The sequence below is a fragment of the Mesorhizobium sp. M1004 genome (assembly GCF_040318795.1).
Lineage (GTDB): Bacteria > Pseudomonadota > Alphaproteobacteria > Rhizobiales > Rhizobiaceae > Mesorhizobium.
Map to the genome: position 1 here is coordinate 172,792 of NZ_JAMYNB010000003.1, position 26,294 is coordinate 199,085.

Sequence of the window (26,294 nt, forward strand, 5' to 3'; positions counted from 1 at the left end):
CCGTCGGCTAAGCGATGATGTCCGGAATGATCTTGTCTTCCAGCGCCATCAGCCGGTCCTTGAGGAAAAGCTTCTTCTTCTTCATGCGCTGGATCTGCAAGGGGTCGCAGCCCATGGCGATCATCGCATTGATGGCCGCGTCGAAATCGGCATGCTCCTGCTTCAGGCGGGAAAATTCGAGGCGGACATCGGCCTTTTCCTGGTCGGACATTCTCTACCGTCTGCATGTCTGCGGCGCCCGGCAATGGGCATGATTGGGCGGGGGCGGCATCAATTGCCGCCGGCGCGCAGCCAATATCACATATCACATTGTCGTGGAATGCTACCACGCAGCATTCGACATCGCAGCCGGATGGTGGCAGACTGTCATGGTGCCGTCACAGATGCGACCTGCGGTGGACGTGCCTTTGACGGCTGCAATCGAGGAAACCATGAAAGGGAGAACCAATCATGTCTCTTGCATCCCATCTTGATGAGTTGCAGCGGAAACACGGTGATATCGAACGCGAGATCGACGATGCGATGAACCATCCATCGGTCGACGACCTCGAAATCGTGAATCTGAAGCGACGCAAGCTGGCACTCAAGGACGAGATTGAAAAACTGAAGGCGAAACCGACGAGACACTGACGCCCTTCCAGGATTAGACGCGCCGCCTTGGCGCGTGACTATCGCTCCGGTGGCGACATGCCGCCGGAGGCCTGTTTTTGCTACTGATTCCGATACTGTTGGCCGGTGAAACCCGTCTGTGGGGTCGCCGCGCTGCTGCGATTTGGCGGCTCTGCTTGTCTGTCGCCATTGACAAGCCATCTTTGCTCCTCCACCTCATGCCCGAACCTCAGCGCTATGCGCTGATAGCTGATTGAGCGTGCGTCGACGTGGACGTGTGTCGCTCGGGTGATCAAGAGGCTGCCGGCATGACCGGGTATTTTTCCTCCCCCTTTGCGCGCCGGACATCGGTCGGCGTCGATGTCGGCGGCGTGGTCGTCGGCGGCGGCGCGCCGGTCGTCGTGCAGTCGATGACCAACACCGACACGGCCGATATCGACCAAACCGTCGCGCAGGTTGCGGCTTTGCATCGCGCTGGCTCCGAGATCGTGCGCATCACCGTCGATCGTGACGAGAGCGCCGCCGCCGTGCCGCGCATCCGCGAACGGCTCGAGCGGCTCGGCATCAATGTGCCGCTGGTCGGCGACTTCCACTATATCGGCCACAAGCTGCTGGCCGACCATCCAGCCTGCGCCGAGGCGCTGGCCAAATACCGCATCAATCCCGGCAATGTCGGCTTCAAGGACAAGAAGGGCCGCCAGTTCGCAGCGATCGTCGAAATGGCGATCAGGCATGACAAGCCGGTGCGCATCGGCGTCAATTGGGGGTCGCTCGATCAGGAGCTGCTCACCCGGCTGATGGACGAGAACCAGCGCCAAGGCTTTCCGCTGACGGCGCAGGAAGTAACCCGCGAAGCGATCGTGCAGTCGGCGATCCTGTCGGCCGAAATGGCCGAAGAGATAGGCCTCGCCCGCGAAAAGATCATCCTGTCGGCCAAGGTCAGTGGCGTGCAGGATTTGATCGCAGTCTATACCGAGCTTGCCACGCGCTCCAACCATGCGCTGCATCTTGGCCTCACCGAAGCCGGCATGGGATCCAAGGGCATCGTCGCCTCGTCGGCTGCCATGGGCATCCTCTTGCAGCAAGGCATTGGCGACACCATCCGCATCTCGCTGACGCCGGAGCCGAATGGCGACCGCACGCGCGAGGTGCAGGTCTCGCAGGAACTGCTGCAGACCATGGGCTTCCGTCAGTTCGTGCCGATCGTCGCCGCTTGCCCCGGCTGCGGTCGCACGACCTCCACCGTGTTCCAGGAGCTCGCCCAGAACATCCAGGCCGATTTGCGCAAGAACATGCCGGTCTGGCGGGAGAAATTTCCCGGCGTCGAGAACCTCAAGGTCGCGGTGATGGGCTGCATCGTCAACGGCCCCGGCGAATCCAAGCACGCCGATATCGGCATCTCGCTGCCCGGCACCGGCGAGACGCCGACCGCACCCGTCTTCGTCGACGGCAAGAAGTCGGCGACGCTGCGCGGTCCGTCGATCGCCGCCGATTTCGAAAAAATGGTTGCCGACTATATCGAGCGGCGGTTTGGCCAGCACCGCAAAGCCGCGGCCGAATGAGCCATGCGGGGGCTGCTCAAAGCCGGTGTGATCCTGCTCTGCGGGCTGAGTGCCGGACAGGCACTTGCCGATCCACCGCAATCGCGCTCGGCGGCGAAACGATTGATCGGCCGTGTCTGTGACCTGATCGAGACGCATGCCGAGCGGAACGGTCTGCCGAAGGATTACTTCGCCCGGCTGATCTGGAAAGAAAGCCGCTTCGATCCCAATGCGGTTAGCCCGGTCGGTGCCGAAGGCATCGCCCAGTTCATGCCGGGCACCGCCAAGATGCGCGGGCTGGCCGATCCTTTCGACATCGAGCAGGCGATCCCGGCTTCGGCGAAATATCTCGCCGAAATGAAGACCGGCTTCGGCAATCTCGGCCTGGCGGCGGCTGCCTACAATGCCGGCGAGAGCCGCGTTTCGCGCTGGCTGGGTTCCGGCGGTTTCCTGCCGATGGAGACTGAGAGCTACGTCTTCGACATCATGGGCGAACCGGCCGACAAGTTCTCCGACAGCGCCTACGCCGGAACGATCGAGCCGCTCGACGGGAAAACCAGCTTTGCCGTCGCCTGCCGCAAGCTGCCGGTGATCATGTCGAGAACCGTGGCGATGGCGTCGATCAATGTGAAGCCATGGGGCGTCCAGGTGGCCGGCAATTTCCGCAGGGGAGCTGCGATCAATCAGTGGCTGCGGGTCAGGAGCCGGTTTCCGGCGCTGCTTTCCGGTCGTGACCCGGTGGTCAGCCGGGTGCGCACGCCGATCGGCCGACGCGGCATCTACGCCGTCAGGATCGGTGTCGACGACCGCGCCGCCGCCAACGTCATCTGCCAGAAACTGCAAAGCGTCGGCGGCGCCTGTATCGTCGTGCGCAACCGATAGGCCGAGGGGGCGACATGACGGCCAAAATCGTCCTGCTCAATGGCGTCGGCAGCGCCGGCAAAAGCTCGATCGCCAGGGCGCTGCAAACGATCGCCACCGAGCCCTTCCTGCATGTCCAGATGGATGCTTTCATCGACATGCTGCCGCCGGCGCTGCAGGATCATGCCGACGGGTTTTCCTTTGAGACGGTGCTGGAAGACGGCAGGCCGTCGGTGGTGATCAGGAGCGGACCGGTCGGCGCACGAACCATGCGCGGCATGCGCCATGCTATCGCCGCCATGGCCGGGCAAGGCAACAATCTCATCGTCGACGACGTGATCTTCGATGAAGAGATAGCGGAGTATGTCGAGTTGCTGTCGAGCTTTGACCTGCATCTGGTCGGCGTCATGGCGCCGCTGGAGGTGCTGGAAGCGCGCGAGGCCGCGCGCGCCGACAGGCTGCCGGGCCTGGCGCGCTGGCAATATGGACGCGTCCACAACGGCATAGACTACGACCTCGAAGTCGACACCAGCCGGCTGACGCCGCTTGAATGCGCCCGTCGCATCCAGGAAAGATTCCGACTATAGTGGCCGGTGTTCTTTTGTTGCAATCATAGCTCTTCCAATCGCCCAAAAGCGATAGTCACCCGTCATGTGCAGGGTCGTGGCGATTAAATATTAATGAGCCCTGCTGTAGCAAAAGAGGTCGATATCTCGACGAGAGCTTTTGCGATCGTCAAAAAGGCGGGGGCATAGGGGGTTGGCAAATTTCCTTAGACGCGTTGTAAGTGAACTTGAAACGCCGCGCGCCAAACGGCCGTTCGGTTCTGGCTGGCTGTCCGGCTCGATTGGCTTGCTTGCCGGGGTCACCGCCCTGCTGATGGTCATCGTGCTGCGCTACCCGTCGCTTACATCGATGCCGGATCTGGCCCCCATCCACCAGATGCTGTTCTTCAAGCCGGTGCTCTATTTCGTCCTCATCTCCGGCTATATCCTGGCGATCCTCAGCATGACGCTGCGCAGGCAAAAGACGCTCGGCGCGGCAGCCATGTTCACTGTGCTGCTGGCGTCGCTGGTCGGCATGCTTCCGGTGCGACATCAACTGCACATCGAAGGGGTGTTCTTCGGGCTTGATTTCTTCATCCTGAACGCCCTGTTCATGGGTGTGCTGTTCGTTCCGCTCGAACGTCTTTTCGCGCGCAACAAGGATCAGACCGTGTTCCGCGACGAATGGCGCGAGGACCTGTTCTACTATCTGGTCTCATCGCTGCTGGTGCAGATTTTGACCTACCTGACCTTGGCGCCGTCCAACTTCGTCAATGCACAGGGCGCCCTTGGTTCGGTGCGCGCCTGGGTCCACGACTTGCCGTGGCTGGTGCAACTGCTGGCGGTAATGTTCCTGACCGACCTTGCCCAGTATTGGGTGCATCGGGCCTTTCATCGCATTCCCTGGCTGTGGAAGTTCCATGCCGTGCACCATTCCGCCAAGTCGATGGACTGGATTGCCGGTGCGCGCATGCATTTCCTGGAAATCATCGTGCTGCGCAGCCTGACGGCCACCCCGATGTTCGTGCTGGGGTTCGATGAATCGGCTATCCAGACGTATATATTGATCGTCTACGTCTATTCGTCTTTCATCCATTCCAACATCGGAACCAGTTTCGGTCCAGTCGAAAAGGTGCTGGTGTCGCCGCGTTACCACCACTGGCATCACGGCCTCGAGAAAGAAGCGATCGACGTAAACTTCGCCATCCATTTCCCGCTGCTCGACCGGCTGTTCGGTACCCACCATATGCCCGAAGGGCGCTGGCCGAACGGCTACGGCATTCACGGACATCCCGTTCCGAACGGATACTGGCAGCAATTCCTCTATCCCTTCCGGCGCGGCTAGACTGGAGTCCTTCGCGAAGCGCGCGTGTCACCGCGCCTGGCGAGGTTAGCCCAATCCATGACAAGCGACAGAGCCCCGAGATGCGTGACGGCTACGTAATCTGCGGCACGCCGAGAACCGGAAGCACCTTGCTGTGCGGCCTTCTGGCCTCGACGAAAACAGCCGGCGATCCGCACTCGTTCTACCGGCGGCAGGACAAGGCGGAATGGGCCGAAGAGTGGAAATTGCCGCATCCCGAGACGATGAGCGCGCATGATTTCGACCTCGCCTATCTCGGTGCGGCAATCAGCGCGGGAAGGGGCGGAACGGGCGTCTTCGGCTTGCGCCTGATGCGGGAAAACCTGGATGAACTCTCGGCAATCCTCGACCGGATCTACCCAGACCTGCCATCGGACAAAGCACGCTTTGAAAAGGCCTTCGGGCGGGTCCTCTACATCCATCTTTCGCGCGAAAACAAGCTGGCGCAGGCGGTGTCGCTGATCAAGGCCGAGCAGACCGGGCTTTGGCACATCGCGCCCGACGGAACCGAGATCGAACGAGTCGCACCGCCGCAGGAACCCCGCTACGATTTCAAGCGGATCCAGCGCGAGCTTGCCGAACTCGAAGCCTATGACGCGGGCTGGAACGTCTGGTTCGCGGAGCAGGGGATCGTCCCGCTGCGCATCGGCTATGAGCGCCTGTCAGGCGATCCGGCAGCGGCATTGGCATCCATCTGCAAGGCCCTGGGCGTTCCGGCGCCGAATGCCGCCGACGTAAAGCCGGGCGTCGCCAAGCTCTCGGACGAAATTAGTCTGGACTGGATGCGCCGCTATCGTCTGGACGCGGCGATTTGATCAAGCCCTCTTTACCGCGACCGTTTCGCTGAGCCATGTGCCGATCTTGCTGCCGAGGCGGTCGGGCGACACCGGCTTAGGCAGATAGTCGTCCATTCCGGACTCGATACATTTGTCGCGGTCGCCCTTCAGTGCGTGCGCGGTGACGCCGATGATTGGTGTGTGATTGCCACTCGCTGCCTCCGCCGCCCGGATGGCGCGGGTCGCCTCGTAGCCGTTCATCTCCGGCATGGAGACGTCCATGAGGATCAGCTTCGGCCGCAGCGCCCGGTACATCTCGACGGCCGTGCGGCCATTGCTGGCGATGCGGTAGCTGAGGCCAAGCCCATTGAGGATTTGGCCGAACACCAGCTGGTTCACGTCATTGTCCTCGGCGATCAGAATATCGATCGGGCCGTTTGGCGTGGCGATCGATTCAGGCACTGTGGCCGCCGGAATTGCCGGGCCGCGAATGACGGTGAAGGCGGGTGGCGTCACGGGTGCCGCCTGCGGAACGACAGGCTCGCGAACGAACTGGGCCTTGCCGATCTGGGCCCGCGCTTTCTGGATGGCCGAGATGACGGTGCCGAGCAGGATGGCCGAGCGCGCCGGCTTGGTGAGATGCGCGGCGATGCCGAAATCGATGACCATCTTGCCGAAATCGACCTGGTCGACGGAGGTCAGCAGCACCACCGGGATGGCGGAGAGACGGCTGTCGGCGGAAATCGCCTTGGCGACATCGGCGCCGTTCATGCCGGGCATCTGGTAGTCGAGGATGATGCAGTCGACCGCAGCACCGAGTTGGCTGGCCCGGTCTAGAAAGGCGAGGCCGACGGCGCCGCTTTCGGCGGCCGCGCAGTCGAAGCTCCAGCTTCTGAGCTGCTCCAGCAAGATCTCGCGGTTGACCGGGTTGTCGTCGATGACCAGCACGCGGGCGCCGGTGACATCGACCGGCACGATCTCGTTGCGCGTGTCCTGCTGATGCGCCGGCAGCGGCACGGCGAACCAGAACACCGAGCCGCGGCCGATCTCGCTTTCGACGCCGATCTTGCCGCCCATCAGGTCGATGAGGCGGGCGGCGATGGCAAGGCCGAGGCCGGTGCCTTCATGGCGGCGCGTCGACGAGCCGTCGACCTGCGCGAATTTCTCGAACACGTTCTCGAGCTTCTCGGCAGGAATGCCGATGCCTGTGTCCTCGACGCGGACCTTGAGCTGGACGATGCCGTCGACCACCTCGCCGCCGACATCGATCAGCACATGGCCCTTCTCGGTGAACTTCACCGCATTGCCGAGCAGATTGGTGACGATCTGACGAAACCGTCCGGCATCGCCGACGACATGGGCAGGCAGGCGCGGGTCGACACGCACGATCAGCTCGAGGTTCTTTTCGGCGACGCGCGCCGACACCAGTGTGGCCACGTCCTCGACCGCTTCGGCAAGCCGGAAGGGTGCAGGATCGAGCGTCAGCTGACCGGCATTGATCTTGGAGAAATCGAGGATGTCGTTGATGATGGTGAGCAGCGCATTGCCGGACTTGACGATGACTTCGGTGAAGGTCTTCTGGCGCGCGTTAAGCTCGGTCTTGGCGAGCAGTTCGGCCATGCCCAGCACGCCATTCATCGGCGTGCGGATCTCATGGCTCATATTGGCCAGGAATTCCGATTTGGCGCGGTCGGCCGCTTCGGCCTTGAACAAGGATGCGGCGGATTCGGTGAAGGCGCGGCGGATCGCCTTTTCCATCGGCCGGAAGATCCAGAGGGCAACGATGGCAAGAACCGCGAACAGAAGGCCGCTTGCCCACAACAGCAGCCTGTCGCTGGAGGCGTCGGCCAGATGGCGTTCGCCATCCATGGCGGTACGCACACGCACCAGCATCGGCTGGACGAACAGGTCGTTCTGGTTGAGGATTTCGCGCGAACTCCATTCGTCGGTCTGTTGCGCCGCCGACATCAGGTTGAAGTTGCGCACGATGTCGCGCGACGACCAGAACAGGTCGCCGTTGACGGCGGCCGACGAGAGTTCGTCCAGCGTTTTGGCCGATAGGCTCGGCTTGATCGCGGCCAACTCCGCGGACAGTGTTTCGATCTCGCTGGTCAGGCGTTGCGAATGGCCGCGCGCGGCGGCGGCAAGGCCGTCACGGGTTTCGGTGCGCCAGGTCGTGCTGGCGGTTTCGGCAAAGCTGGAGGCGTTGCGCAGGTCGCGGGTGAAGACGACGAGATTGCTGCTCAGCGCGTCGATGTCGTGGCGGAAGGAATTGACGCGATTGAGCGCAAACATCACCGCGGTGGAAGCCAGCGCAAAGATGAGCAATCCCGAGATGTAGCGGATCCGGATCGAGCGGATGAAGAAAGAATATTCCGGCATGCGCAACCCCAACACATACGCATCATTTTAACGGTCGGGATTACGCTTGATTTACATTAAAATTCCGTTCGCGCCTGGCGGGCCGTCAAGATCCTGGCTGCACGTGCCCGGAGTTGGCGCCATAGAGGGTGGCATCGCATTCGCGCATCATGCGCAGTGCTTCTTCCTCGGTCAGGCCGAACTTGCGCATCATGCTCCGGATTTCGGGGCCTACAGTTATCTCCACCGGTCTTGCCGCCTGGCGGGTCTTCCTGGCCTTTTTCTTGGACATCAGTACGTTTCCCGTCTTGACGACACATGTTTCGCATCAGCCCTGGCCCGGCCTCACCGTGCTGCGCCAGACCATGGGCGCATGGCAGATCAGGCGGCTGCCAGCCTCCTCCCGCGCGCCGGTCGCGAGCCGCACGGCGCGCCTGGCGATCTCCTCGATCGGCGGCGAGAACGTCGTCAGCCGGTAAGAGGCCCAGTCGGCCTGTTCAATGTCGTCAAAGCCGATGACGCAGAGATCGCGGGGTACGTTGATGCCGAACTCGTGGCGGGCCGCATCGAGAAAGCCGCACGCAATCAGGTCGGTCACGCAGAACGCCGCATCCGGCCGCTGCCGGCCGGAAAAGAGCCGCCTGGCGCCATCGGCTCCGGTGGCATAGCCGGTGCGGCCCTCGCGCCACACGGTCACCTCCAGCCCTTCCTCCTGCGCCGCGGTAAGGAAGGCGGTTTCGCGGGAGAGCAGGCTGGGCGTGCCGGCAGCCGAGGTCACCAAAGCGGGGCGGGTACAGCCGGCCCGGATGAAGGCATGCAGCGCTGCCTCTGCGGCTGCAGCGTTGTCCACACCGATATTGTGCGGGCCGTCGAAGCGGTCATCGCGATTGATCAGCACCAGCCGCTGGCCGTTCTCAAGACAGGTGCGGATCAGCAACTGCGGCGGCGAGCCGGACAGAACGATGCTCGCATCGGCGCGATAGTTCAGCGTGTTGCGCAGCGCCTGGTCGACATGGTGGCTGGGGCCGGAGGTGTTGAACACCATGGCCATTTTGCCGGCGTCCCGCAGATGTTGGGTCAGCGCCTTCTGCAGGCGGGCATGATAGGGCGTGTCGCCATCGGCAACGATGAGGCAGACAATGCCGGTCGAGGCCCGCATCAGGCCGCGAGCCAGATGGTTGACGTGATAGCCGAGTTGCTCGGCCGCCAGCATCACTCGCTCGCGGGTTTCCCCGGAAACGGAAGCGCCGGGCGTGAAGGTACGTGACACCGCCGAACGTGAAACCCCGGCGAGGTCGGCAACCTGCTGGGCGCTGGAAAAACCGGTGCGGATTCTCGGAACCGTCAAGCCAACGCTCTCGCTGCTGTTTTCGTGATTCTTTGCACGCCCGTGCAATGTAATGCAACTCTTCTGCCATTGCCACCCACCGCACTTGACAGGCATGGCCGAATGCAACAGCTTTGCACAGCCGTGCAATACAAGCCGGCTCAAGAGTGGCATCGGAGGAATACCCTGTCCATTTCGCCGAAGACGGCATTGAGGGCGCGATTGTCCGGACCGGCTGCATGAGCAGGGCGGCGGCGCATCCGAAGGCGGACCGGCTGTCCAAGGCCGAGATGGACAGGCGTGCCGAGGTCTGCCGGAAACTGCTTGTCACGGCCGGGCAACTGGCGATGGAAGGCTATGCCCGGCAGGGCGCCGTCCAGCCGGTGGCGATGAAAGGCCCGCAGGATTTTCTCACTGAAACCGACGGTAAGGTCGAGGAGCACATCCGCGCCACGCTGGCAGAGGCTTTTCCGCAGGACGGGTTTTTGGGCGAGGAAGGCGGCGGCATCGGCTCTGCCCGCATGTGGGTCGTCGACCCGATCGACGGCACCGCCAATTTCATGCGCGGTATTCCGCATTTCTGCATTTCGATAGCTTTCGTCGAGGACGGCCGCAGCGAGATCGGCGGCATTGCCAATCCGGCCGTCGGCGAAACGTACTTTGCCCGTCGCGGGCAAGGCGCGACGCGCAATGGCGCGCCGATCCATGTGTCGCCGACGCAAGCGTTCGACCGCGCCTTTGTCGAGTTCGGCTGGTCGCCGAGGATTCCCAATCGCGACTATCTGGACAAGGTGAGCCTTGTCTGGGCACTCGGCGCCAATGTGCGGCGCTCCGGCTCCGGAGCGCTTGGGCTGGCCTATGTGGCCGACGGCCGCTCGGATGCCTATGCCGAGCTGCACATCAATTCGTGGGACTGCCTGGCCGGATTGCTGCTGGTGGAGGAGGCCGGCGGCCGGGTGAACCGGTTCCTCGACGGCGATGGCATGGCGAAGGGCAATCCCGTGCTTGCGGCAGCACCCGGTGTTGCGGCGACATTGTCCCAGGTGATCGGAGTGCCGCTCGACGACGGGTAGATCGTTTCCAGTGAGAAGACAGGGAGGAATATCGATGAAGACATTTGACAGTAAGCAAGGCTTGCGCGCCGCCTGGCTTGGCCTTGGCGCGGCGCTGGCCATGTTCGGATTGGCGAGTGCCGCCCAGGCGGCCGACCGCAGCCTCACAATGTATTGCGCCGTCGACGAGGCCTGGTGCCGGGCGATGGCGACCACCTACCAGAAGGAGACGGGCGTCAGCGTCGACATGACCCGCATGAGCGCCGGCGAAATCTACGCCCGCCTCCGGGCCGAGAAGGACAATCCGCAAGCCGATATCTGGTGGGGCGGCACCGGCGACCCGCATCTGCAGGCGGCGGAAGAGGGCCTCACCCAGGAATACAAGTCGCCGCAACTGGCAAACTTGCGCGACTGGGCGCTGAAGCAGGCCGACAGGTCGAAGAACCGCACGGTCGGCATTTATCTCGGTGCGCTCGGCTACGGCTATAATGAGGAAGATCTGAAGCAGCGCGGGCTGACCGCTCCGGCGTGCTGGGCCGATCTGGTCAAGCCGGAATTCCAGGGCGAGATCGAGATGGCCGACCCGAATTCATCGGGCACGGCCTGGACTATGCTTGCCACCATCGTCCAACTGATGGGCGAGGACAAGGCATTCGACTATCTCAAGCAGCTCAACAAGAACATCGCCGAATACACCAAGGCAGGGGCCGCGCCGGCGCTCGCCGTCGGCAAGGGCGAGACGCTGATCGGCATCTCCTTCCAGCACGACGTGATCAATGCCGCGAAACAGAACCCTGCCGTGAAGGTGGTGTCGCCTTGCGAAGGCACCGGCTTCGAGATCGGTTCGATGAGCATCGTGACGGGCGCCAAGCATGCCGAAGAGGCGCAGAAATTCTACGACTGGGCGCTGAGCCCGGACGCGCAGAAGCTCGCGGCGCCGAACGGCAGCTTCCAGATCCCGTCGAACACCGCCACGCCGGTGCCGCCCGAGGCGCCGGACCTCTCGAAGATCAAGCTGATCGACTACGATTTCGCCAAATATGGCTCGTCCGCCGAACGCAAGCGGCTGTTGAAGAAGTTCACCGACGAGGTTCGCAACGGCGGCTGAGCGCGTTCTTTTGCGCTCACTCTAGCATCTCTGATCGCCGGCGCCCTTCGCGGCAGCCGGCGCACCATCCTTTGGCACAGAAAGACATTGAATGGCCGCGGCCGGTTCCATGGTCAGTTCCGCTCCTGGACGCAGCGCGCTCGCCTGGGTAATGGCCGCGTGGGCGAGCATCGTGCTCTTGCCTTGGTACAAGGTCGAAGGCGGCTTCCTGTCGTTCGACTGGCTGGCACAGCCGACGGATGCGACGCCGGCCATCATACTGGCGCTCGGTGGCCGGCCCTGGCTGTTGCCGCTTGTCCTGCCGCTTCTGCTGGCGAGCTGGCTGGTGGCGCGCAACAAACCCAAGAGCCTTGCGATTGCAGGCGCGGCGGGCCTGCTGTGGCTGGCCATCGAAGGCTTTTCCATCATCCATTCGGGCTGGGGATTTGGCTTGCTTACCCAGGTCGCCGGCACGCCGGGACCGATACAGCCGGGGCTCGGCTGGGGTGCGGCGCTCTATGCCGTGGCGATGCTGATGTTCATCGCCGAGGCGCTCGCCGCGCGCGGCTGGTGCAAGGGCGACCGTTTCGTCGTCGGCTCGCTCTCAATCGTGATTGCTTCGCTGATCCTGTTCGTTGCCTATCCGCTGCTGTCGATCCTCACCTCGGCCATCAAGGATAATGACGGCAATGTCGTGCCGGCGCTGTTCGTCGAAAAGATCTTCAGCGCCAACATATGGAGCCTGCGCTGCCTCTATGGCGAGGGCTCCTGCGGCGTGGCGTGGAACACGGTGGCGATCGCAGTCCTCGTCGGCTTTTTCTGCACGGCGCTTGGGCTGGCTCTGGCGCTGATTGCGCTTCGCACCAAGCTGCCGGCCAAATGGCTGCTGCGCGGCCTGTCCATCCTGCCGATCATCACGCCGCCCTTCGTCATCGGCCTGGCGCTGATCCTGCTGTTCGGCCGCGCCGGCATCGTCACCAACCTCATGTCGGTGCATCTCGGCATTCCGCGCAGCCGCTGGATCTATGGCATGGCCGGCATCACCATCGCGCAGGTGCTGGCCTTCACGCCGATCGCCTTCCTGGTTCTGGTCGGCGTGCTGCAAGGGGTCAGCCCGAGCATGGAGGAGGCGTCGCAGACCTTGCGCGCCAGTCGCTGGCGGACGTTTCGCACCGTCACCTGGCCGTTGATCCGGCCGGGCCTGGCCAGCGCCTTCCTGATTTCGTTTATCGAGAGCATGGCCGATTTCGCCAATCCGCTGGTGCTGGGCGGAAACTTCAACGTGCTGTCGACCGACATCTTCTTTGCAGTGGTCGGTGCGGCGCACGACCAGGGCCGCGCGGCGGTGCTGGCGATCGTGCTGTTGATGTTCACGCTGGCAGCCTTCGTCATCCAGCGCCGCTGGATCGGCAGCCGCAGCTACGTCACCGTCGCAGGCAAGGGCGATGGCGGTGTACCGGCGACGCTGCCCAAGGCCTTGCGGATCGGCTGCTACGCCGCCGTCGTTCCGTGGCTGGTTCTGACCATCGTGGTCTACGGCATCATCCTGGGCGGCGGTTTCGTGCAATCGATCGGGCGCGACAACACGCCGACGCTCGAGTATTTCCTCACCGCCTTTTCGATCGAGAAAGGCGTCAATGGCTGGTTTTTCAGCGGCTCGGCCTGGCCGTCGCTGCTGATGACCATCGGCCTGGCGCTGGTGGCGATGCCGTTCACCGCGGCGCTCGGCATCCTGACGGCCTATCTGCTCGACCGGCAGCGTTTCGCCGGGCGTACCATGTTCGAGTTCCTGGCCATGATGAGTTTCGCCATTCCCGGCACGGTGATCGGCGTCAGCTATATCCTTGCCTTCAACGTGCCGCCGGTGCAATTGACCGGCACCGGGCTGATCATCGTCATCTCCTTCATCTTCCGCAACATGCCGGTGGCGATCCGTGCCGGGCTTGCCAATCTCGGACAGATCGACAAGAGCCTGGACGAGGCATCGCTGACGCTTGGGGCGCGGTCTTTTGCTACCTTGCGGCGGGTGATCCTGCCGATCCTGAAGCCGGCGATCGTGACCGCGATGATCTACAGTTTCGTGCGCGCGGTGACGGCGGTCAGCGCCGTCATCTTCCTGGCGAGCGGCCGGTTCAATCTCGCCACGGTCTACATTGTCGGGCGCGCAGATGTCGGCGAATACGGCATCGCGATTGTCTATTCGGCGGTGATGATCGTTGTCATGATGGTCATCCTCATCGGCATCCAGCTGCTGGTCGGCGAACGCCGGCTCGGCCGGCGCCGTGCGGGTCCGGAAGCCGTCGTGGCGGCAATCTGATGGGGAGAAGCGGCGTGGATCAGACGGCGAAGAATGCTGCCCCGGTTGTCACGGACATGCCGGCCGTGCGGTTCGAGGGCGTCACCAAGAAATACGGCGCGGTGATCGCCGTCGACAATGTCAGCTTCGACATCGCGCCGGCCAGCCTGGTGACGCTGCTCGGGCCCTCGGGTTGCGGCAAGACGACGACGCTGCGGCTGATCGCCGGACTGGAACAGACCAGCACCGGGCGCATCCTGATCGACGACAAGGACGTCACCTTGCTGTCCGCCGCTGAGCGCGATGTCTCCATGGTGTTCCAGTCCTATGCGCTGTTTCCGCATATGAACGTGATGGAGAATGTTAGCTACGGCCTGCGGGCGATGGGGCTTGGCAAGGCGCAGGCAGCCGAGCGCGCCGCCGAAAAGCTGTCGCTTGTCGGCCTGTCCGGCTACGAGAAACGCCAGCCGAGCGAATTGTCCGGCGGCCAGCAGCAGCGCGTCGCGGTGGCGCGCGCTATCGTGCTGGAGCCGAAGGTGCTGTTGTTCGACGAGCCGCTGTCCAATCTCGACGCCAAGCTGCGCCGGCGGGTGCGCGACGAAATCCGCGGCCTGCAGCAGGATCTGGCACTGACCATGGTCTATGTGACGCATGACCAGGAAGAGGCGCTCGCCGTCTCCGACCGCATCATCGTCATGAACGCCGCTCGCGTCGCCCAGGACGGCACGCCGCGCGACCTCTACAACGAGCCGACCAACCGTTTCATCGCCGACTTCATGGGCGACGCCAATCTGCTCGACGTCGAGGTGCTTTCCAGCAATGCGACCAGTGCAAGGGTCAAGGTCGGACCCTTGCTGCTCGACATGCCGGGTCGCGGTAACGCTCCGGGGCCGGCGATGCTCGCTGTGCGCCCGAATGCCGTGCGCATCTTGCCCGGCCAGCCAGCGGGCACCATGAAGGGCCGGGTGGTCAAGAGCTCGTATCTCGGCGACCACATGGAATACCGCATCGCGATCAGCGATCCGGCGGTCGAACTGTTCGCGACATCGCCTGATGTCACACCCGCCGTGGCGGAAGGGACGATGGTCGGGATCGATTTCGATCCGGCGAAGATCGTGCTGATCAAAGACGATTGAACGCGCCGGGAAAGCACCTTCGAAAAAATCCAGCCTGAATGTCACACCGGCCGGACCTGCCTCGTCATGATGGCGTACCCAACACAAGGACTGCAATCATGACTGCCAAAATCGACCTCTTCGCCGCCGCCCCTGCGCTGATCAAGCAGTGGCAGCGCGCATCGACCGAACTCTCCGTCGCCGCCGGGCTCGAGCACAGCCTCAACGAGCTGGTGAAGCTTCGGGCGTCGCAGATCAATGGCTGCGCCAACTGCATCAATCTGCATGCCACCGAAGCGCGCGAGAATGGCGAGACCGAGCAGCGCATCTATCTGCTGCCGGCCTGGCGCGAAGCGCCCTGCTACAGCGACCGCGAGCGTGCTGCGCTCGGCTGGACCGATGCGCTGACGCGCCTCTCGGAAGGACAGGACCGCGAAAGCGCCTATGATGATCTTAAGGCGCATTTCACCGAGGAGGAGCAGGTGAAGCTCACCGTTTTGATCAACATCATCAATGGCTGGAACCGCATCGCCGTTGGCTTCGGGCTCTACACCGACGCAGCAACGATACGCGCCAGCGCCAAGGCGGCCTGATGACGGCGACGGCACCCGACGACGCGGCAGCGGGCTTCGGCCCGCTGCGTCCGAAGCTGATGCGGGTCGCCTATCGCATGCTGGGCTCGGTGAGCGACGCCGAGGATGTCGTGCAGGATGCCTTCATCCGCTGGATGGGGACCGACCGCTCGCAGGTTCGTGAGCCAGAAGCGTTCCTGCGCCGCACGGTGACGCGGCTTTGCCTTGACCAGCTCAAATCCACGCGGCGCCAGCGCGAGACCTATATCGGCCCTTGGCTGCCCGAGCCGATCGTCGAAGAGGACGATCTTGAAGATGTCACCTTGCCGCTGATGTTGGCGCTGGAGCGGCTTTCGCCGCTCGAGCGGGCGGCCTTTCTCCTGCACGATGTGTTCGGGCTGGAATTCGAGGAGGTCGCGACCGCCATCGAGCGCGATTCAGCCGCCTGCCGCCAGCTTGCCGCTCGCGCACGGGGCCATGTCCGCGAGGCGCGGCCCCGCTTCAAGGTGGAGAAGCAGCGTGGCCTGGAGATCGCCGAAGCCTTTTACGCGGCATCGCGCAGCGGCGACATGCAGGCGCTCGGCGCGCTGCTGACGGAAGATGTCAGCGCTCATGCCGATGGCGGCGGCAAGCGTCCGGCGGCTTTGGCGCCGGTGCTGGGCTTCGACGCCGTCATGAAGCAATACGCGCAAGTCGCGGCCTGGCTGCGCGACAATCGCTCGACGCTGGTGCGCGTCGGCTTCGTCAATGGCCTGCCGGGGTTCGTCACGCGGGAGGCCGATGGCGAATTGCAGACCACCGCGCTTGACATCGAGGACGGCAAGATCGCGGCCGTCTATGTCATGCGCAATCCCGACAAGCTCAGGCATCTGCACTAGACCTGAGATTGAATCGGGCGAAATAGCGGTTCGGCCTGCCTCCAAAGGCCGGCCTTTCCTGTGTGCGACCCGCAGGACGATGTCAGGGCCCTTTGCCGCTGCCGCCACCGACCTCTAGGATGCCTTCTCGCCGTCACGTGGCTGGATCAGGCTGCGCGCGGCGTCTGCTCCTGCCGCAAGGATGCGATCCGACAATTCCGTCCCCGCTGCCGCGCGGGCCAGCTGAAGCGTGCCTATGAGGGTCGCAAAAACGCCCAGGGCGGCGGCTTCCGGGTCCTTGGTCTGCGGAAGTACTGCAGACAACTGGCGCACCAGAACCAGCAAGCGTTCGGTATAGACTTGGCGCGTTTCGGGCGGCTGACGCGCGAGTTCCGGCAACAGGGCGGCCGACGCGCAGCCGGCTCCCGGATTGTCCCGGTGCTCAGCTGACAGATACGCCGCTATGCCCATCTCCGGACCACCGGCTGCCAATACCTCCTGCAGTTGCTGCGACTGGCTCTCCAGTGCCGCTACAAGGCTTTCACGCACAAGCTCCGCCTTGGACTGGAAATGCGGATAGAAGGCTCCGTTCGTCAGTCCGGCGTCGCCCATGATGGCTGCCAGTCCGGACGCGGCGATGCCGTCACCGCGAAAACGCTGGGCTGCGACCTCGACGATGCGATCGCGAGAGGCTTCCTTTCGGCCCTTTTCGTAGCGCATGGCGCTCTTCCTTTCTGCTATTGCATTATAGGTGTAATGTGATATTACGATCATAACTCAATCAACGGCAAAAAGCTAGCCCTCATGTCTGTGGAGTATCAAATGAGTACCCTTTCGGGAAGAACCGCAGTCGTGACCGGAGCCTCTTCGGGCATCGGCCGCGCCACTGCCGAGGCCTTGGCGCGGGCGGGGTATACCGTCTTCGGGACAAGCCGCAGCAAGGCCGCCAACGGCCCGGCTAAGGTGTCCATGCTGACCTGCGACGTGACCGACGGGGAGTCCGTCAGCGCCCTCGTTGCAACCGTGCTGGCCCAGACCGGTCGTATCGATCTGCTGGTGAACAATGCCGGTGTCGGCCTGCTTGGCGGCGCCGAGGAATCTTCGGTCGCACAGGTGCAGGTTCTGTTCGACGTCAATCTGTTCGGCGTCATGCGCATGACCAATGCGGTGTTGCCGTCGATGCGGCGCCGCGGCCAAGGGCGCATCGTCAACATCGGCTCGATTCTAGGATTGGTGCCTGCGCCATACTCAGCGCACTACTCGGCGGTCAAGCACGCGCTGGAGGGCTATTCGGAATCGCTCGATCATGAGGTTCGCGCCTTCAACATTCGCGTCTCGGTCATCGAGCCGGCATTCGTGCGCACCGTCTTCGACCAGAACGGCATCGAGCCGGATTCCCTGTTGAAGGACTACGATCAGGCGCGCGCCGGTCTCAAGGCGCTGCTTGCCGATGTGATGCCCAAAGCCGATCGGCCGGAAGTGGTGGCGGATGTGGTCGTCAAGGCAGCGACCGACGCCCGTCCGCGACGGCGCTATACCGCAGGGAAGGCAGCGCGCCAGGTCAGCCTGCTGCGCCGCTTCGCCCCCGCGGGGATGTTCGACAAGACCTTGCGCAAGCAGTTCCGCCTGCCGGTCTGAACAACGGTGGGACGGAGAATTTCACACACAAACGGCACACCAACGGACACTCTCAGAAAGTCACTGCCATGAAGGCATTCGTTGTCGATAAATATAACAAGAAAGGCATTTTGCGGCTGGCCGAGATGCCGGAGCCGGAGCTGCTGGACAATGACGTCCTGGTCGAGGTCCATGCCGCCGGGGTGAACCTGCTGGATTCCAAAATCAGGACCGGCGAATTCAAACTCGTCCTTCCCTATCGCCGGCCCTTCATCCTCGGTCACGACGTTGCCGGGAGGGTTGTCAGGGTGGGCTCGAAAGTCCGCAAATTCAAACCCAGCGACGCCGTCTATGCGCGGCCGCGCGACGGCCGGATCGGGACATTCGCCGAATTCATCGCAATCGATGAAGCCGACGTGGCGCTGAAGCCGGCGAACCTCAGCATGGAAGAGGCGGCCTCGATCCCGCTGGTCGGTCTGACCGCCTGGCAGGCTCTCATCGAGAGGGCGGGTCTGAAGACAGGCCAGAAGATCTTCATCCAGGCTGGCTCCGGCGGCGTGGGGACATTCGCCATCCAGTTGGCAAAGCACCTCGGCGCGATCGTTGCGACAACAGCGGGCGCGGCAAGCAACGATCTGGTCAGGGATCTCGGCGCCGATGTCGTCGTCGACTACAGGAAGGACGACTTCGAGAAAATCCTGTCGGGCTACGACGTCGTCCTGAACAGCCAGGACGCCAAGACGCTTGAGAAATCCCTGACTGTGCTGAAACCGGGTGGGAAGCTCATCTCGATTTCCGGTCCTCCGGATCCCGAATTTGCCAGGAAACAGGGACTGAACGTGGTGCTAAGGCTGCTGCTGCGGCTGCTGAGCCGTGGTATCAGGACCAAAGCCAAGCGCCGGGGCGTGGGATTTTCGTTCCTGTTCATGTCGGCGCAAGGTGAGCAACTGAGCAAAATCACGTCCCTCATCGAAGATGGGGCGATTCGCCCGGTCGTCGACAGGGTCTTTCCTTTTGAAGCGACCAATGAGGCGCTGGCTTACGTCGAAACAGGACGCGCCAAGGGCAAGGTCGTCGTCAAGGTCAGATAGCGCGCCCAGTTGCTTTGGGGCATTTGAGAGACACCAAAGCAAGGCAGCGCAAGGCCGACAAATTCCGAAAACGGTTCGGCATCCGATCGCCCAAACCTCAGTTGTTGCGGATTGCAACGAAGCTTGCCGCTGCCTTCAGCAAGGCTGCCTGTCCGCCGTAAGGCTCGAGCAATTCATGGGCCTGCTTGACCAGCCCATGGAGCTGGCTGCGCGCCCAGTTCGCGCCATGCAGCGCCACCAGCGTCGCCTTGCCGGCGGCTGCGTCCTTGCCGGTCGCCTTGCCCATCTGGCTGGCATCGGCGGTCAGGTCGAGCAGGTCGTCGGCAAGCTGGAAGGCAAGCCCGACCGCCGAGCCGAATTCGGCCAGCCGGTCGCGGTCCTGCGGTGCGGCGCCGGCAATGATCGCGCCGGCTTCGCAGGCGAAGCGGATCAGCGCGCCGGTTTTCATCGCCTGCAGCCGGATAATGCCGGCTTCGTCCGGCCTGTTGCGCTCGGCTTCGAGGTCGAGCGTCTGCCCGCCAACCATGCCCCCGGTGCCAGCCGCGCGCGCCAGCGCCAGCACCAGCGCCGCCCTGCGCTCCGCCGGCAGCGCCGTCGCCTCATCGGCGAGGACATCGAAGGCAAGCGTCAGAAGCGCATCGCCGGCAAGTATGGCGGTAGCTTCATCGAAGGCCTTGTGCACGGTCGGCTGGCCGCGGCGCAGATCGTCGTCGTCCATGGCAGGCAGATCGTCATGGATCAGCGAATAGCAATGCACGCATTCGAGCGCCGCCGCCACGCGCATCGCCGCCTCGCCATCGGCGCCAAAAAGGGCGGCACTTTCCATGACCAGGAAGGGGCGCAGCCGCTTGCCGCCGTTCAGCACGCCATGGCGCATGGCCGCCATCAGACGCTCCGGTCGGGCGATCTCGCCGGCAAGCGTGCGGCCGTCGAGCAGCAGCCTGAGCCCGGCCTCGATCGCCGCCGCCCGCCCCAGAAGTGCGGCCTCAAAGGCCAATTGCTCGTCTTTCGTCATGGCCGGGAGCGGTAGCCGACACTCAGACGTTGCGCAAGAAGCCTCGCGCCATTATGCCGGAGGCGGGAGAGTGGCGCGGGTGGGGGCGGCTTGACGGAACCGATCGTCGATCATGAAACCGAAGGGTTTGAGATGGCGCGACCAAGGCGCGTGAACCGCGCCGGTCTGAAGCGCCTGGCACGGCGCGGCCTGGTCGTCGCCGTCGTGCTGGCGGCGATACCCATTGTGCTGACCTTCCTCTATCTGCCGTCCTTCGTGCATCCGATATCGACCTTGATGGTCAAAGACCTCGCGACCTTCTCCGGTTACGACCGGCGCTGGGTGTCGATCGACGATGTGTCCCCGGTGCTGGCCAATTCGGTGATCATGTCGGAGGACGGGCAATTCTGCTTCCATCGCGGCATCGATCTCGGCGAATTGCGCGGCGTCGTCGACGATGCGCTGGCCGGCGAGGCGACGCGCGGCGCCTCGACCATCACCATGCAGACGGTGAAGAACCTTTTCCTGTGGTCGCGGCCGCTGGGCTCGGTGCGCAAGGTGGTCGAACTGCCGCTGGCCGTCTATTTCGACGCGGTGATGTCGAAACGGCGGATCATGGAGATCTACCTCAACATCGCCGAATGGGGGCCGGGCATTTACGGCATCGAGGCGGCGGCGCAGCACCATTTCGGCGTTTCGGCCAAACAGCTGTCGCGGCGGCAGGCGGCATTGCTGGCCGTCTCGCTGCCCAATCCGATCGCCCGCAATCCGGCCAAGCCCGGTCCGGGTCTGCGGCGGCTGGCGTCGCTGATCGAACGCCGCGCCGGCCGTTCGGGCGCGTATGTCGGTTGTCTTGATTAGGTAGAACCGCTGCCAGTTCAAAAAAAATCGCCACGGTGCTGGCCAAAACGGCGCAGGGCGTGTATAGGCACCCGACTTTCTCAGATTATGGCCCTGACGCGGCCCTTTCACGAGGGCTATCGGGGCATTTTGACCATGTAGTGGAGCATATCCATGGCCGTTCCGAAACGAAAAACCTCTCCGTCCAAGCGCGGCATGCGCCGCTCGGCCGACGCTCTCAAGGCCCCGACCTATGTCGAGGACAAGAATTCCGGCGAAATGCGCCGCCCGCACCATATCGACCTGAAGACCGGCATGTATCGCGGTCGCCAGGTGCTGACGCCCAAGGAAAGCTGAGACCAGCTTTCGAAGGGTTTGAATGCCAAAAGAACCGGCCATTGGCCGGTTTTTTTTGCGTTTGGTGCGCCGCGCCGCCAACTATGCCAAAGACCGGGCGTCCGTGGCGATACAAGCTGCGGCGGCGGTGCTGTATTGAGTCCGCATGCCTTGTCGCGGCGCTTCCGCGCGATGATCGACCGGCTTCAGAGGGACCGCATGACCAAGCTCACCACAGCACCCCGCGATGTCTTCCAGACCTTCATGAACTTCCCGCTGGTCGAGGACCTCGATGCGCTGAAGGCGGATGTCGCCATCATCGGCATGCCTTACGGCAGTCCCTACACGATCGACGAGCTGGTCAACGACCAGACCAACGCGCCGACCGCGGTGCGGCGCGCCTCGCAGCGCATCAGCCTCGGGCTCGACCGCTATGATTTCGACATTGGCGGAACCCTGTTCGACGGGCAGGACGTCAAGGTGGTCGATGTCGGCGATGTTCCCGGCGATGCCGCCGGCGGCCACTACAGGTTGGCCGAAACGGCGATCCGCAAGATCCGCGTCGCCGGCGCCTTGCCGATCACCATTGGCGGCGATCACGGCATTCCAATCCCGATCCTGCGGGCGCTTGACGACGAAGGGCCGATCACCCTGGTTCAGATCGATGCCCATCTCGACTGGCGCGACAATGTCAACGGGGTCAGGGAAGGCTATTCCAGCCCCATCCGCCGCGCTTCGGAGATGGCGCATATAGCCGGGATTTTCCAGCTCGGCATCCGCGGCCAGGGCAGCGCCCGGCTCGAGGAGGTCGAGGCGGCCCGCGCCTACGGCTCCAACATCGTCACCGCCAATGAATGGCAGGATATCGGTACGGCGGCGCTGCTCAAGCGCATCCCGGACCGTGGCCGCTATTACCTGACCATCGATGCCGACGGTCTCGATCCCGCTGTCATGCCGGCGGTCGAAGGGCCGGCGCCTGGCGGCATCAGCTACCGGCAGACGATCGAACTGATCAAGGGCCTGTTCGCCAAGGGACGTGTCGTCGGCATCGACATCGTCGAGATCGCGCCGGCGCGCGACGTCAACGAGATCACCTCGATGACCGCCGGCCTTTTCATCCTCAACGCTATCGGCGCCGCCGTGCGGACAGGCCAGTTCAAGCGCTGAATCCCGGCGTGTCGGTGGTCAGCCGGGGCAACTGTGGCTGACAGGGTTGTTTCGCGCGGTCTTTTTCCGTGTTTGCGGGCGCTAGCGAAAAATCTTGACGGCGTGCCTGCGGGGCATTCTACAGAAGGTGCCCCCATTGTTTAGGCAATTCCTTGGGAAACCGCTTTCCTGGAATTGCTAGAGGAGACGCCTGATGTTCGGTGCCATCCCGCTGCTGATCGTGCCCTTCGTGGCCTACAATCTCGGACTCCTCGGAATATTCGGCAGCGGCGACGATCCGTGGGCGACCGAGATCTTCTCGTTCAGCATGATGTCGGGCGGAGTGTTTTCGATGACGCTCGGCGACTTGATGGTCGTGATCGGGCTGATCTTCCTGTTCCTCGAAATGGTGAAGTCGGTGCGCACCACGAACGCTTCGATCATGGACCATCTGTTGTCGACGCTGGTCTTCGTGGCGTTCCTGGTCGAGTTCCTGCTGGTGAAGGGCGCGGCGCACTCCGTCTTCTTCACGCTGATGGTGATCGCCCTGTTCGATGTGCTGGCCGGGTTTTCGGTGTCGATGCGGTCGGCGAGTAGAGACATAAATTTGAACTAGCCGCCTTCGTTGGATGGTCGCATCCGTTCGCGATTGGCGTGGCTGCTCTTTCTGGTCGTCATCCCAGGGTCTTCGCGACGGAGTTTCGCTCCTGCTTCGCCCTGGGATGACGAAGCTCCCCCTCAGCCCGGATCGGCGGTGAAGCCCGCCGCTTCGATGCCGGCGATGGCGGCGGCCTCGTCATTGTCCGACGTATCGCCCGAAATTCCGACGGCGCCGATGACGGCGCCTGCCTTGTCGCGGATCAACACGCCGCCGACGACCGGCAATACGCGTCCACCCGAAACGTCCGAAATGCCGGCGACGAGATGCGGCCGCTCCTTGGCGAAAGCCTCGACACGGCGCGAGCCCATGCCGATGGCCAGCGCCCCATAGGCCTTGCCGGCCGACATTTGCGGGCGCAGGAACGAGGCGCCGTCCTGACGCTGGAAGGCGACGAGATGCGCGCCGGCATCCAGCACGGAAACGCCGAGCGGCTTGAGCTTCAGCTCGGCGCCCTTGGCGAAGGCGGCGTCGATGATGTGCTTGGCTTTTTCGAGGGTCAGTGCGGTCATGGCTGTCTCCTGATCAAAACGCGTCAATCATCGCCTGACATGCGGGATGCGAAATCCCGGTTGCGGTTGAAATTGCTTCGCGTGGGAAAGCGGAAATGGCGGGCATTGCTGATCGTGGCACATGGCCGATACGATCCGCCGGCATCCAGATCGGGCGTCGATGAAGAAGGCCGCGCTATTTTTTCTTGGCTCGGGGCGCTTTCTTGACCGGAACGGCAGGGGCGTTGGCGAGGTCTTCCGCTTCCTTGGCAAGGCGCAATGCCCGGAGCTTGTTGGTCTTGGCCTGGCGGGCGTCGGCCTCGGCGACATACTCCGCCATCGCCTTTTGCCGCACCGTGGCTGCCTCTTCCTGCTTCTTGAAACGCATATCTGCCCTGGCGCGGGCAGTATCCTTAGAGTTCTCGACCAAGAGCGTTATCCAATCCCGTAAATTATGTTTTTCAGCCCCTTGATAGCAGAGCCGGCCTGATAATGGGGAAATAAGTTGGTCAAGCGGCCGGGGCCTCGATGCCGCTCGACGCCTTGCGGGCTACCACGCCTCATATCCGGCCTGCAATGTAGCGCGGACGGAAGGCTGCGCGGGTGTGGCGACAGGCGTGCCCAGATGGTCGTGGCGCAACTCGTCCATGAACTGCTCCCACATTGGCGGCCCGCCTTTCTCCAGCAGCTCGGCGCGGATCGAAAGCTCCTCGCTCACCGGCAGCCAGACGCGGCCCCAAGCGCCGAGATGCGCCATGATCGGCACCAGCGTGATGGCCATCTCGGTCAGGCTGTAGATCGCCTTCTGCTTGTGCGAGGGGTCGTCGGCCTTGGTCAGCATGCCGAGTTCCATCAGCCGCTTCATCCGGTCGGCCAGGATATTGGAAGCGATGCCCTCGATCGAGCCGTTGAGCAGTTCGCGAAAGTGGCGTTTGCCGCCAAAAATCATGTCGCGCAGGATGATCAGGCTCCAGCGATCGCCGAACACTTCCAGCGACAGATTGATAGGGCATCCCGAGCGGTGTTCGGTTTTCATCCGACTCTCCTCAAAAAACCGGTTGCATTATCGTATCAGTTTTATTATCGTGCAACCGATTGCAAAATGCAACCAGTTTGATTGGCCTTTGATTGGCCGATAGGAGGAGAGTCCCATGACAAGGGCCGCAGCACCCGAAATCGTCTCCCAGACGTTTGGCGATCCCGGAGATCCAGCCATTCTGCTGATCATGGGCGCCATGGCCTCGATGCTCTGGTGGCCGGAGGCGCTCTGCAAAAAGCTCGCCGGCGAAGGCCACTTCGTGATCCGCTACGACAATCGTGACACCGGCCTGTCGACCAAATATACGCCGGGCGAGCCGCCGTATACGTTCGACGACATGGCGGACGATGCGGTGCGCGTCCTCGACAGTTGCGGCATCGGCAAGGCGCATGTGATCGGGATGTCGATGGGCGGCATGATCGCGCAACGACTGGTGTTGAAACATCCCTTGCGTGTCATCTCGCTGACCGTAATCAGCAGTTCGCCGGTGGGGATCGACACATCGCAGCTGCCGGGAACGACCGAAGCCTATATGGAGCACTCGGCCGATGGCGCCAGAGTCGACTGGTCGAACCGCGACCAGGTGGTCGGCTTCGTCGTCAAGGATGCGCGTGCGATCGCCAGCACCGCGCATCCCTTCGACGAGAAGGCGATGCGGGCGTTCGTCGAACGGGACTACGACCGATCCGGCGGCTTCCTGAGCGCGACTAACCATTTCATGCTGAAGAGCTGCGAGGATCTGAAAGGACGCCTGCGCGAGATCAAGGTTCCGCTGCTCGTCATTCACGGGACATCGGATCCGATCTTTCCGGTCGAGCATGGCGCAGCCCTTGCCGACGCTGTTGCCGGCGGGCGGCTTGTCCGCGTCGAAGGCGGTGGCCACGAACTGCATCCCGACGACTGGGGCACGATCGTTGCCGCCATCGTCACGCATACCAAACCCTGAAGGCAGTCTGGAACCTTGACACATTCGCCTCACGGAAATAGTTAAGTAATTGCTTCAGTGTCGGCGCAGGCTGGCACCGCTCCAGCATCGGCGAACCACAAACAGACGAGCAAAAAATGTCCCTGACCTTCCATTTCCATCCGCTGGCATCGTTCTGCTGGAAACCGCTGATTGCGTTCTACGAGAACGACACGCCCTTCACGCCGGTTATCGTCGACCTCGGCGACGAGCAGTCGCGGGCAGCATTCCTGAAGGTGTCGCCGACCGGCAAGATGCCGGCGCTGCGTGACGATGCACGCAATCGCACGGTGCTGGAATCGACCATCGTCATCGAATATCTGGCCGCGCATTATCCCGGGCCGGTCGAGCTCATCCCGGCCGAGGCCGACCTTGCTCTCCAGGTCCGCCAGGCCGACCGTTTCTACGATTTCTACGTGCAGGCTCCGATGCAGAAGATCGTCGGCGACAGGTTGCGCCCGCAGGACAAGACCGATCCGTTCGGGGTCGAGGAAGCGCGCGCGCAACTGCGCAACGCCTATGCGATCATCGAGGAGGAGATGCGTTCGAAAATCTGGGCGGCCGGCCCCACCTTCACCATGGCCGACTGCGCGGCCTCGCCGGCGCTGTTCTACGCCAACAAGGTCGAGCCGTTCGGCGACAGCTATCCGGCCGTGAAACACTACCACGACCGCCTGCTCAAGCGGCCGTCCTTCGCCCGGGTGGTCGAGGAGGCGCAGCCCTACTTCAAGTTCTTTCCCTACAATAACGGCTGAT

The 26,294-nt window shown here is 63.1% G+C and carries 28 protein-coding genes and 1 pseudogene; 20 read left to right on the plus strand and 9 right to left on the minus strand.

What is annotated here, in order from left to right; all coding sequences use genetic code 11:
- Positions 1–7: 7 nt before the first annotated feature.
- A complete protein-coding gene (locus tag NKH54_RS07745; protein ID WP_023673103.1) occupies positions 8–211 on the minus strand; it encodes a YdcH family protein in 204 nt (67 codons plus the stop codon).
- 239 nt (positions 212–450) lie between these two features.
- Between NKH54_RS07745 and NKH54_RS07750 the strand changes: the two genes are divergently transcribed.
- The 6 genes from NKH54_RS07750 (at position 451) to NKH54_RS07775 (ending at position 5,734) form a co-directional block, all read left to right on the plus strand.
- Positions 451–630, plus strand: a complete 180-nt coding sequence (locus NKH54_RS07750) for a YdcH family protein (RefSeq protein ID WP_023684024.1) — start codon at positions 451–453, stop codon at positions 628–630.
- A gap of 287 nt (positions 631–917) precedes the next feature.
- Entirely contained in the window at positions 918–2,171 is a 1,254-nt protein-coding gene (gene ispG, locus NKH54_RS07755; RefSeq protein ID WP_353027970.1) for a flavodoxin-dependent (E)-4-hydroxy-3-methylbut-2-enyl-diphosphate synthase, read from the plus strand.
- A gap of 3 nt (positions 2,172–2,174) precedes the next feature.
- A complete protein-coding gene (locus tag NKH54_RS07760; protein WP_353027971.1) occupies positions 2,175–3,032 on the plus strand; it encodes a transglycosylase SLT domain-containing protein in 858 nt (285 codons plus the stop codon).
- 14 nt (positions 3,033–3,046) lie between these two features.
- Positions 3,047–3,598, plus strand: a complete 552-nt coding sequence (locus NKH54_RS07765) for a chloramphenicol phosphotransferase CPT family protein (protein WP_353027972.1) — start codon at positions 3,047–3,049, stop codon at positions 3,596–3,598.
- Positions 3,599–3,770: 172 nt separating this feature from the next.
- A complete protein-coding gene (locus NKH54_RS07770; RefSeq protein ID WP_031199373.1) occupies positions 3,771–4,901 on the plus strand; it encodes a sterol desaturase family protein in 1,131 nt (376 codons plus the stop codon).
- A gap of 80 nt (positions 4,902–4,981) precedes the next feature.
- Positions 4,982–5,734: a Stf0 family sulfotransferase gene (locus NKH54_RS07775; protein WP_023684020.1), complete on the plus strand. Its 753-nt coding sequence runs from the start codon at positions 4,982–4,984 to the stop codon at positions 5,732–5,734.
- On the opposite strand, the gene NKH54_RS07780 is transcribed toward NKH54_RS07775, so the two are convergent.
- The 3 genes from NKH54_RS07780 to NKH54_RS07790 form a co-directional block, all read right to left on the minus strand.
- A complete protein-coding gene (locus tag NKH54_RS07780; protein ID WP_023684019.1) occupies positions 5,735–8,077 on the minus strand; it encodes a response regulator in 2,343 nt (780 codons plus the stop codon). It lies immediately after the preceding gene.
- An 85-nt stretch (positions 8,078–8,162) separates the two neighbouring features.
- Positions 8,163–8,348: a hypothetical protein gene (locus NKH54_RS07785; RefSeq protein ID WP_023754130.1), complete on the minus strand. Its 186-nt coding sequence runs from the start codon at positions 8,346–8,348 to the stop codon at positions 8,163–8,165.
- Positions 8,349–8,384: 36 nt separating this feature from the next.
- The gene (locus tag NKH54_RS07790) at positions 8,385–9,404 is read right to left on the minus strand and encodes a LacI family DNA-binding transcriptional regulator (RefSeq protein ID WP_084569953.1); all 1,020 of its coding nucleotides are present in this window, start codon (positions 9,402–9,404) and stop codon (positions 8,385–8,387) included.
- Positions 9,405–9,622: 218 nt separating this feature from the next.
- Here NKH54_RS07790 and NKH54_RS07795 point away from each other — a divergent pair, with 218 nt between their 5' ends.
- From NKH54_RS07795 to NKH54_RS07820, 6 genes are all read left to right on the plus strand, one after another.
- Positions 9,623–10,456, plus strand: coding sequence for an inositol monophosphatase family protein (locus NKH54_RS07795; RefSeq protein ID WP_050588586.1), 834 nt, complete (start codon positions 9,623–9,625; stop codon positions 10,454–10,456).
- 61 nt (positions 10,457–10,517) lie between these two features.
- Positions 10,518–11,543: an ABC transporter substrate-binding protein gene (locus NKH54_RS07800; protein ID WP_023748323.1), complete on the plus strand. Its 1,026-nt coding sequence runs from the start codon at positions 10,518–10,520 to the stop codon at positions 11,541–11,543.
- Positions 11,544–11,634: 91 nt separating this feature from the next.
- A complete protein-coding gene (locus tag NKH54_RS07805) occupies positions 11,635–13,839 on the plus strand; it encodes an ABC transporter permease (protein WP_353027973.1) in 2,205 nt (734 codons plus the stop codon).
- Between the two features lie 56 nt (positions 13,840–13,895).
- Positions 13,896–14,954, plus strand: a complete 1,059-nt coding sequence (locus NKH54_RS07810; RefSeq protein ID WP_023754132.1) for an ABC transporter ATP-binding protein — start codon at positions 13,896–13,898, stop codon at positions 14,952–14,954.
- A 98-nt stretch (positions 14,955–15,052) separates the two neighbouring features.
- On the plus strand, positions 15,053–15,526 hold the full coding sequence (locus tag NKH54_RS07815) for a carboxymuconolactone decarboxylase family protein (RefSeq protein WP_023673089.1): 474 nt from the start codon (positions 15,053–15,055) through the stop codon (positions 15,524–15,526).
- Entirely contained in the window at positions 15,526–16,383 is an 858-nt protein-coding gene (locus NKH54_RS07820) for a sigma-70 family RNA polymerase sigma factor (protein ID WP_023702759.1), read from the plus strand. Before NKH54_RS07815 ends, NKH54_RS07820 begins: the two co-directional genes overlap by 1 nt.
- 114 nt (positions 16,384–16,497) lie before the next feature.
- Here NKH54_RS07820 and NKH54_RS07825 read toward each other — a convergent pair whose 3' ends face one another.
- Positions 16,498–17,082: a TetR/AcrR family transcriptional regulator gene (locus NKH54_RS07825; RefSeq protein WP_023702758.1), complete on the minus strand. Its 585-nt coding sequence runs from the start codon at positions 17,080–17,082 to the stop codon at positions 16,498–16,500.
- Between the two features lie 102 nt (positions 17,083–17,184).
- On the opposite strand from NKH54_RS07825, the gene NKH54_RS07830 reads away from it, so the two are divergent.
- Both NKH54_RS07830 and NKH54_RS07835 read left to right on the plus strand, forming a co-directional pair.
- Positions 17,185–18,000 (plus strand): oxidoreductase, encoded by an 816-nt coding sequence (locus tag NKH54_RS07830; RefSeq protein WP_353027974.1) that lies wholly within the window; start codon positions 17,185–17,187, stop codon positions 17,998–18,000.
- A gap of 68 nt (positions 18,001–18,068) precedes the next feature.
- Positions 18,069–19,070, plus strand: coding sequence for an NADP-dependent oxidoreductase (locus NKH54_RS07835; protein WP_023702756.1), 1,002 nt, complete (start codon positions 18,069–18,071; stop codon positions 19,068–19,070).
- Positions 19,071–19,167: 97 nt separating this feature from the next.
- On the opposite strand, the gene NKH54_RS07840 is transcribed toward NKH54_RS07835, so the two are convergent.
- A complete protein-coding gene (locus tag NKH54_RS07840) occupies positions 19,168–20,085 on the minus strand; it encodes a polyprenyl synthetase family protein (RefSeq protein WP_023693656.1) in 918 nt (305 codons plus the stop codon).
- 132 nt (positions 20,086–20,217) lie between these two features.
- Between NKH54_RS07840 and NKH54_RS07845 the strand changes: the two genes are divergently transcribed.
- The 4 genes from NKH54_RS07845 (at position 20,218) to NKH54_RS07860 (ending at position 23,002) form a co-directional block, all read left to right on the plus strand.
- Entirely contained in the window at positions 20,218–20,925 is a 708-nt protein-coding gene (locus tag NKH54_RS07845) for a biosynthetic peptidoglycan transglycosylase (protein WP_050587122.1), read from the plus strand.
- A gap of 153 nt (positions 20,926–21,078) precedes the next feature.
- Positions 21,079–21,261, plus strand: a complete 183-nt coding sequence (rpmF, locus tag NKH54_RS07850) for a 50S ribosomal protein L32 (RefSeq protein WP_008834724.1) — start codon at positions 21,079–21,081, stop codon at positions 21,259–21,261.
- Positions 21,262–21,459: 198 nt separating this feature from the next.
- Positions 21,460–22,407 carry an agmatinase gene (locus NKH54_RS07855; RefSeq protein ID WP_023693659.1) on the plus strand — a complete coding sequence of 316 codons (948 nt, stop codon included), beginning with the start codon at positions 21,460–21,462 and terminating at the stop codon, positions 22,405–22,407.
- A 193-nt stretch (positions 22,408–22,600) separates the two neighbouring features.
- Entirely contained in the window at positions 22,601–23,002 is a 402-nt protein-coding gene (locus tag NKH54_RS07860; protein ID WP_023670154.1) for a hypothetical protein, read from the plus strand.
- A 122-nt stretch (positions 23,003–23,124) separates the two neighbouring features.
- Here the strand turns inward: NKH54_RS07860 and NKH54_RS07865 are convergent, their stop codons facing one another.
- The 3 genes and pseudogenes from NKH54_RS07865 to NKH54_RS07875 form a co-directional block, all read right to left on the minus strand.
- On the minus strand, positions 23,125–23,556 hold the full coding sequence (locus tag NKH54_RS07865; RefSeq protein ID WP_023690074.1) for a GlcG/HbpS family heme-binding protein: 432 nt from the start codon (positions 23,554–23,556) through the stop codon (positions 23,125–23,127).
- A gap of 175 nt (positions 23,557–23,731) precedes the next feature.
- A complete protein-coding gene (locus NKH54_RS07870) occupies positions 23,732–23,965 on the minus strand; it encodes a hypothetical protein (protein WP_023684002.1) in 234 nt (77 codons plus the stop codon).
- Positions 23,966–24,044: 79 nt separating this feature from the next.
- A pseudogene (locus NKH54_RS07875) lies at positions 24,045–24,571 on the minus strand (winged helix-turn-helix transcriptional regulator).
- 115 nt (positions 24,572–24,686) lie between these two features.
- Between NKH54_RS07875 and NKH54_RS07880 the strand changes: the two are divergent.
- Both NKH54_RS07880 and NKH54_RS07885 read left to right on the plus strand, forming a co-directional pair.
- Positions 24,687–25,520 carry an alpha/beta fold hydrolase gene (locus tag NKH54_RS07880; protein ID WP_023727309.1) on the plus strand — a complete coding sequence of 278 codons (834 nt, stop codon included), beginning with the start codon at positions 24,687–24,689 and terminating at the stop codon, positions 25,518–25,520.
- 116 nt (positions 25,521–25,636) lie between these two features.
- On the plus strand, positions 25,637–26,293 hold the full coding sequence (locus NKH54_RS07885; RefSeq protein WP_023683999.1) for a glutathione S-transferase family protein: 657 nt from the start codon (positions 25,637–25,639) through the stop codon (positions 26,291–26,293).
- Position 26,294: the final 1 nt, after the last annotated feature.

What these genes read in the sequence shown, in the direction of transcription:
- NKH54_RS07860 (WP_023670154.1), top strand. Translation starts at nt 22,601, where the DNA reads ATGTTCGGTGCCATCCCGCTGCTGATCGTGCCCTTCGTGGCCTACAAT.
- NKH54_RS07750 (WP_023684024.1), top strand. Translation starts at nt 451, where the DNA reads ATGTCTCTTGCATCCCATCTTGATGAGTTGCAGCGGAAACACGGTGAT.
- NKH54_RS07745 (WP_023673103.1), bottom strand. Translation starts at nt 211, where the DNA reads ATGTCCGACCAGGAAAAGGCCGATGTCCGCCTCGAATTTTCCCGCCTG.
- NKH54_RS07810 (WP_023754132.1), top strand. Translation starts at nt 13,896, where the DNA reads ATGCCGGCCGTGCGGTTCGAGGGCGTCACCAAGAAATACGGCGCGGTG.
- NKH54_RS07820 (WP_023702759.1), top strand. Translation starts at nt 15,526, where the DNA reads ATGACGGCGACGGCACCCGACGACGCGGCAGCGGGCTTCGGCCCGCTG.
- NKH54_RS07825 (WP_023702758.1), bottom strand. Translation starts at nt 17,082, where the DNA reads ATGCGCTACGAAAAGGGCCGAAAGGAAGCCTCTCGCGATCGCATCGTC.
- NKH54_RS07885 (WP_023683999.1), top strand. Translation starts at nt 25,637, where the DNA reads ATGTCCCTGACCTTCCATTTCCATCCGCTGGCATCGTTCTGCTGGAAA.
- NKH54_RS07845 (WP_050587122.1), top strand. Translation starts at nt 20,218, where the DNA reads ATGGCGCGACCAAGGCGCGTGAACCGCGCCGGTCTGAAGCGCCTGGCA.
- NKH54_RS07880 (WP_023727309.1), top strand. Translation starts at nt 24,687, where the DNA reads ATGACAAGGGCCGCAGCACCCGAAATCGTCTCCCAGACGTTTGGCGAT.
- NKH54_RS07765 (WP_353027972.1), top strand. Translation starts at nt 3,047, where the DNA reads ATGACGGCCAAAATCGTCCTGCTCAATGGCGTCGGCAGCGCCGGCAAA.
- ispG (WP_353027970.1), top strand. Translation starts at nt 918, where the DNA reads ATGACCGGGTATTTTTCCTCCCCCTTTGCGCGCCGGACATCGGTCGGC.
- NKH54_RS07760 (WP_353027971.1), top strand. Translation starts at nt 2,175, where the DNA reads ATGCGGGGGCTGCTCAAAGCCGGTGTGATCCTGCTCTGCGGGCTGAGT.
- NKH54_RS07855 (WP_023693659.1), top strand. Translation starts at nt 21,460, where the DNA reads ATGACCAAGCTCACCACAGCACCCCGCGATGTCTTCCAGACCTTCATG.
- NKH54_RS07775 (WP_023684020.1), top strand. Translation starts at nt 4,982, where the DNA reads ATGCGTGACGGCTACGTAATCTGCGGCACGCCGAGAACCGGAAGCACC.
- NKH54_RS07830 (WP_353027974.1), top strand. Translation starts at nt 17,185, where the DNA reads ATGAGTACCCTTTCGGGAAGAACCGCAGTCGTGACCGGAGCCTCTTCG.
- NKH54_RS07840 (WP_023693656.1), bottom strand. Translation starts at nt 20,085, where the DNA reads ATGACGAAAGACGAGCAATTGGCCTTTGAGGCCGCACTTCTGGGGCGG.
- NKH54_RS07780 (WP_023684019.1), bottom strand. Translation starts at nt 8,077, where the DNA reads ATGCCGGAATATTCTTTCTTCATCCGCTCGATCCGGATCCGCTACATC.
- rpmF (WP_008834724.1), top strand. Translation starts at nt 21,079, where the DNA reads ATGGCCGTTCCGAAACGAAAAACCTCTCCGTCCAAGCGCGGCATGCGC.
- NKH54_RS07785 (WP_023754130.1), bottom strand. Translation starts at nt 8,348, where the DNA reads ATGTCCAAGAAAAAGGCCAGGAAGACCCGCCAGGCGGCAAGACCGGTG.
- NKH54_RS07815 (WP_023673089.1), top strand. Translation starts at nt 15,053, where the DNA reads ATGACTGCCAAAATCGACCTCTTCGCCGCCGCCCCTGCGCTGATCAAG.
- NKH54_RS07795 (WP_050588586.1), top strand. Translation starts at nt 9,623, where the DNA reads ATGAGCAGGGCGGCGGCGCATCCGAAGGCGGACCGGCTGTCCAAGGCC.
- NKH54_RS07865 (WP_023690074.1), bottom strand. Translation starts at nt 23,556, where the DNA reads ATGACCGCACTGACCCTCGAAAAAGCCAAGCACATCATCGACGCCGCC.
- NKH54_RS07805 (WP_353027973.1), top strand. Translation starts at nt 11,635, where the DNA reads ATGGCCGCGGCCGGTTCCATGGTCAGTTCCGCTCCTGGACGCAGCGCG.
- NKH54_RS07835 (WP_023702756.1), top strand. Translation starts at nt 18,069, where the DNA reads ATGAAGGCATTCGTTGTCGATAAATATAACAAGAAAGGCATTTTGCGG.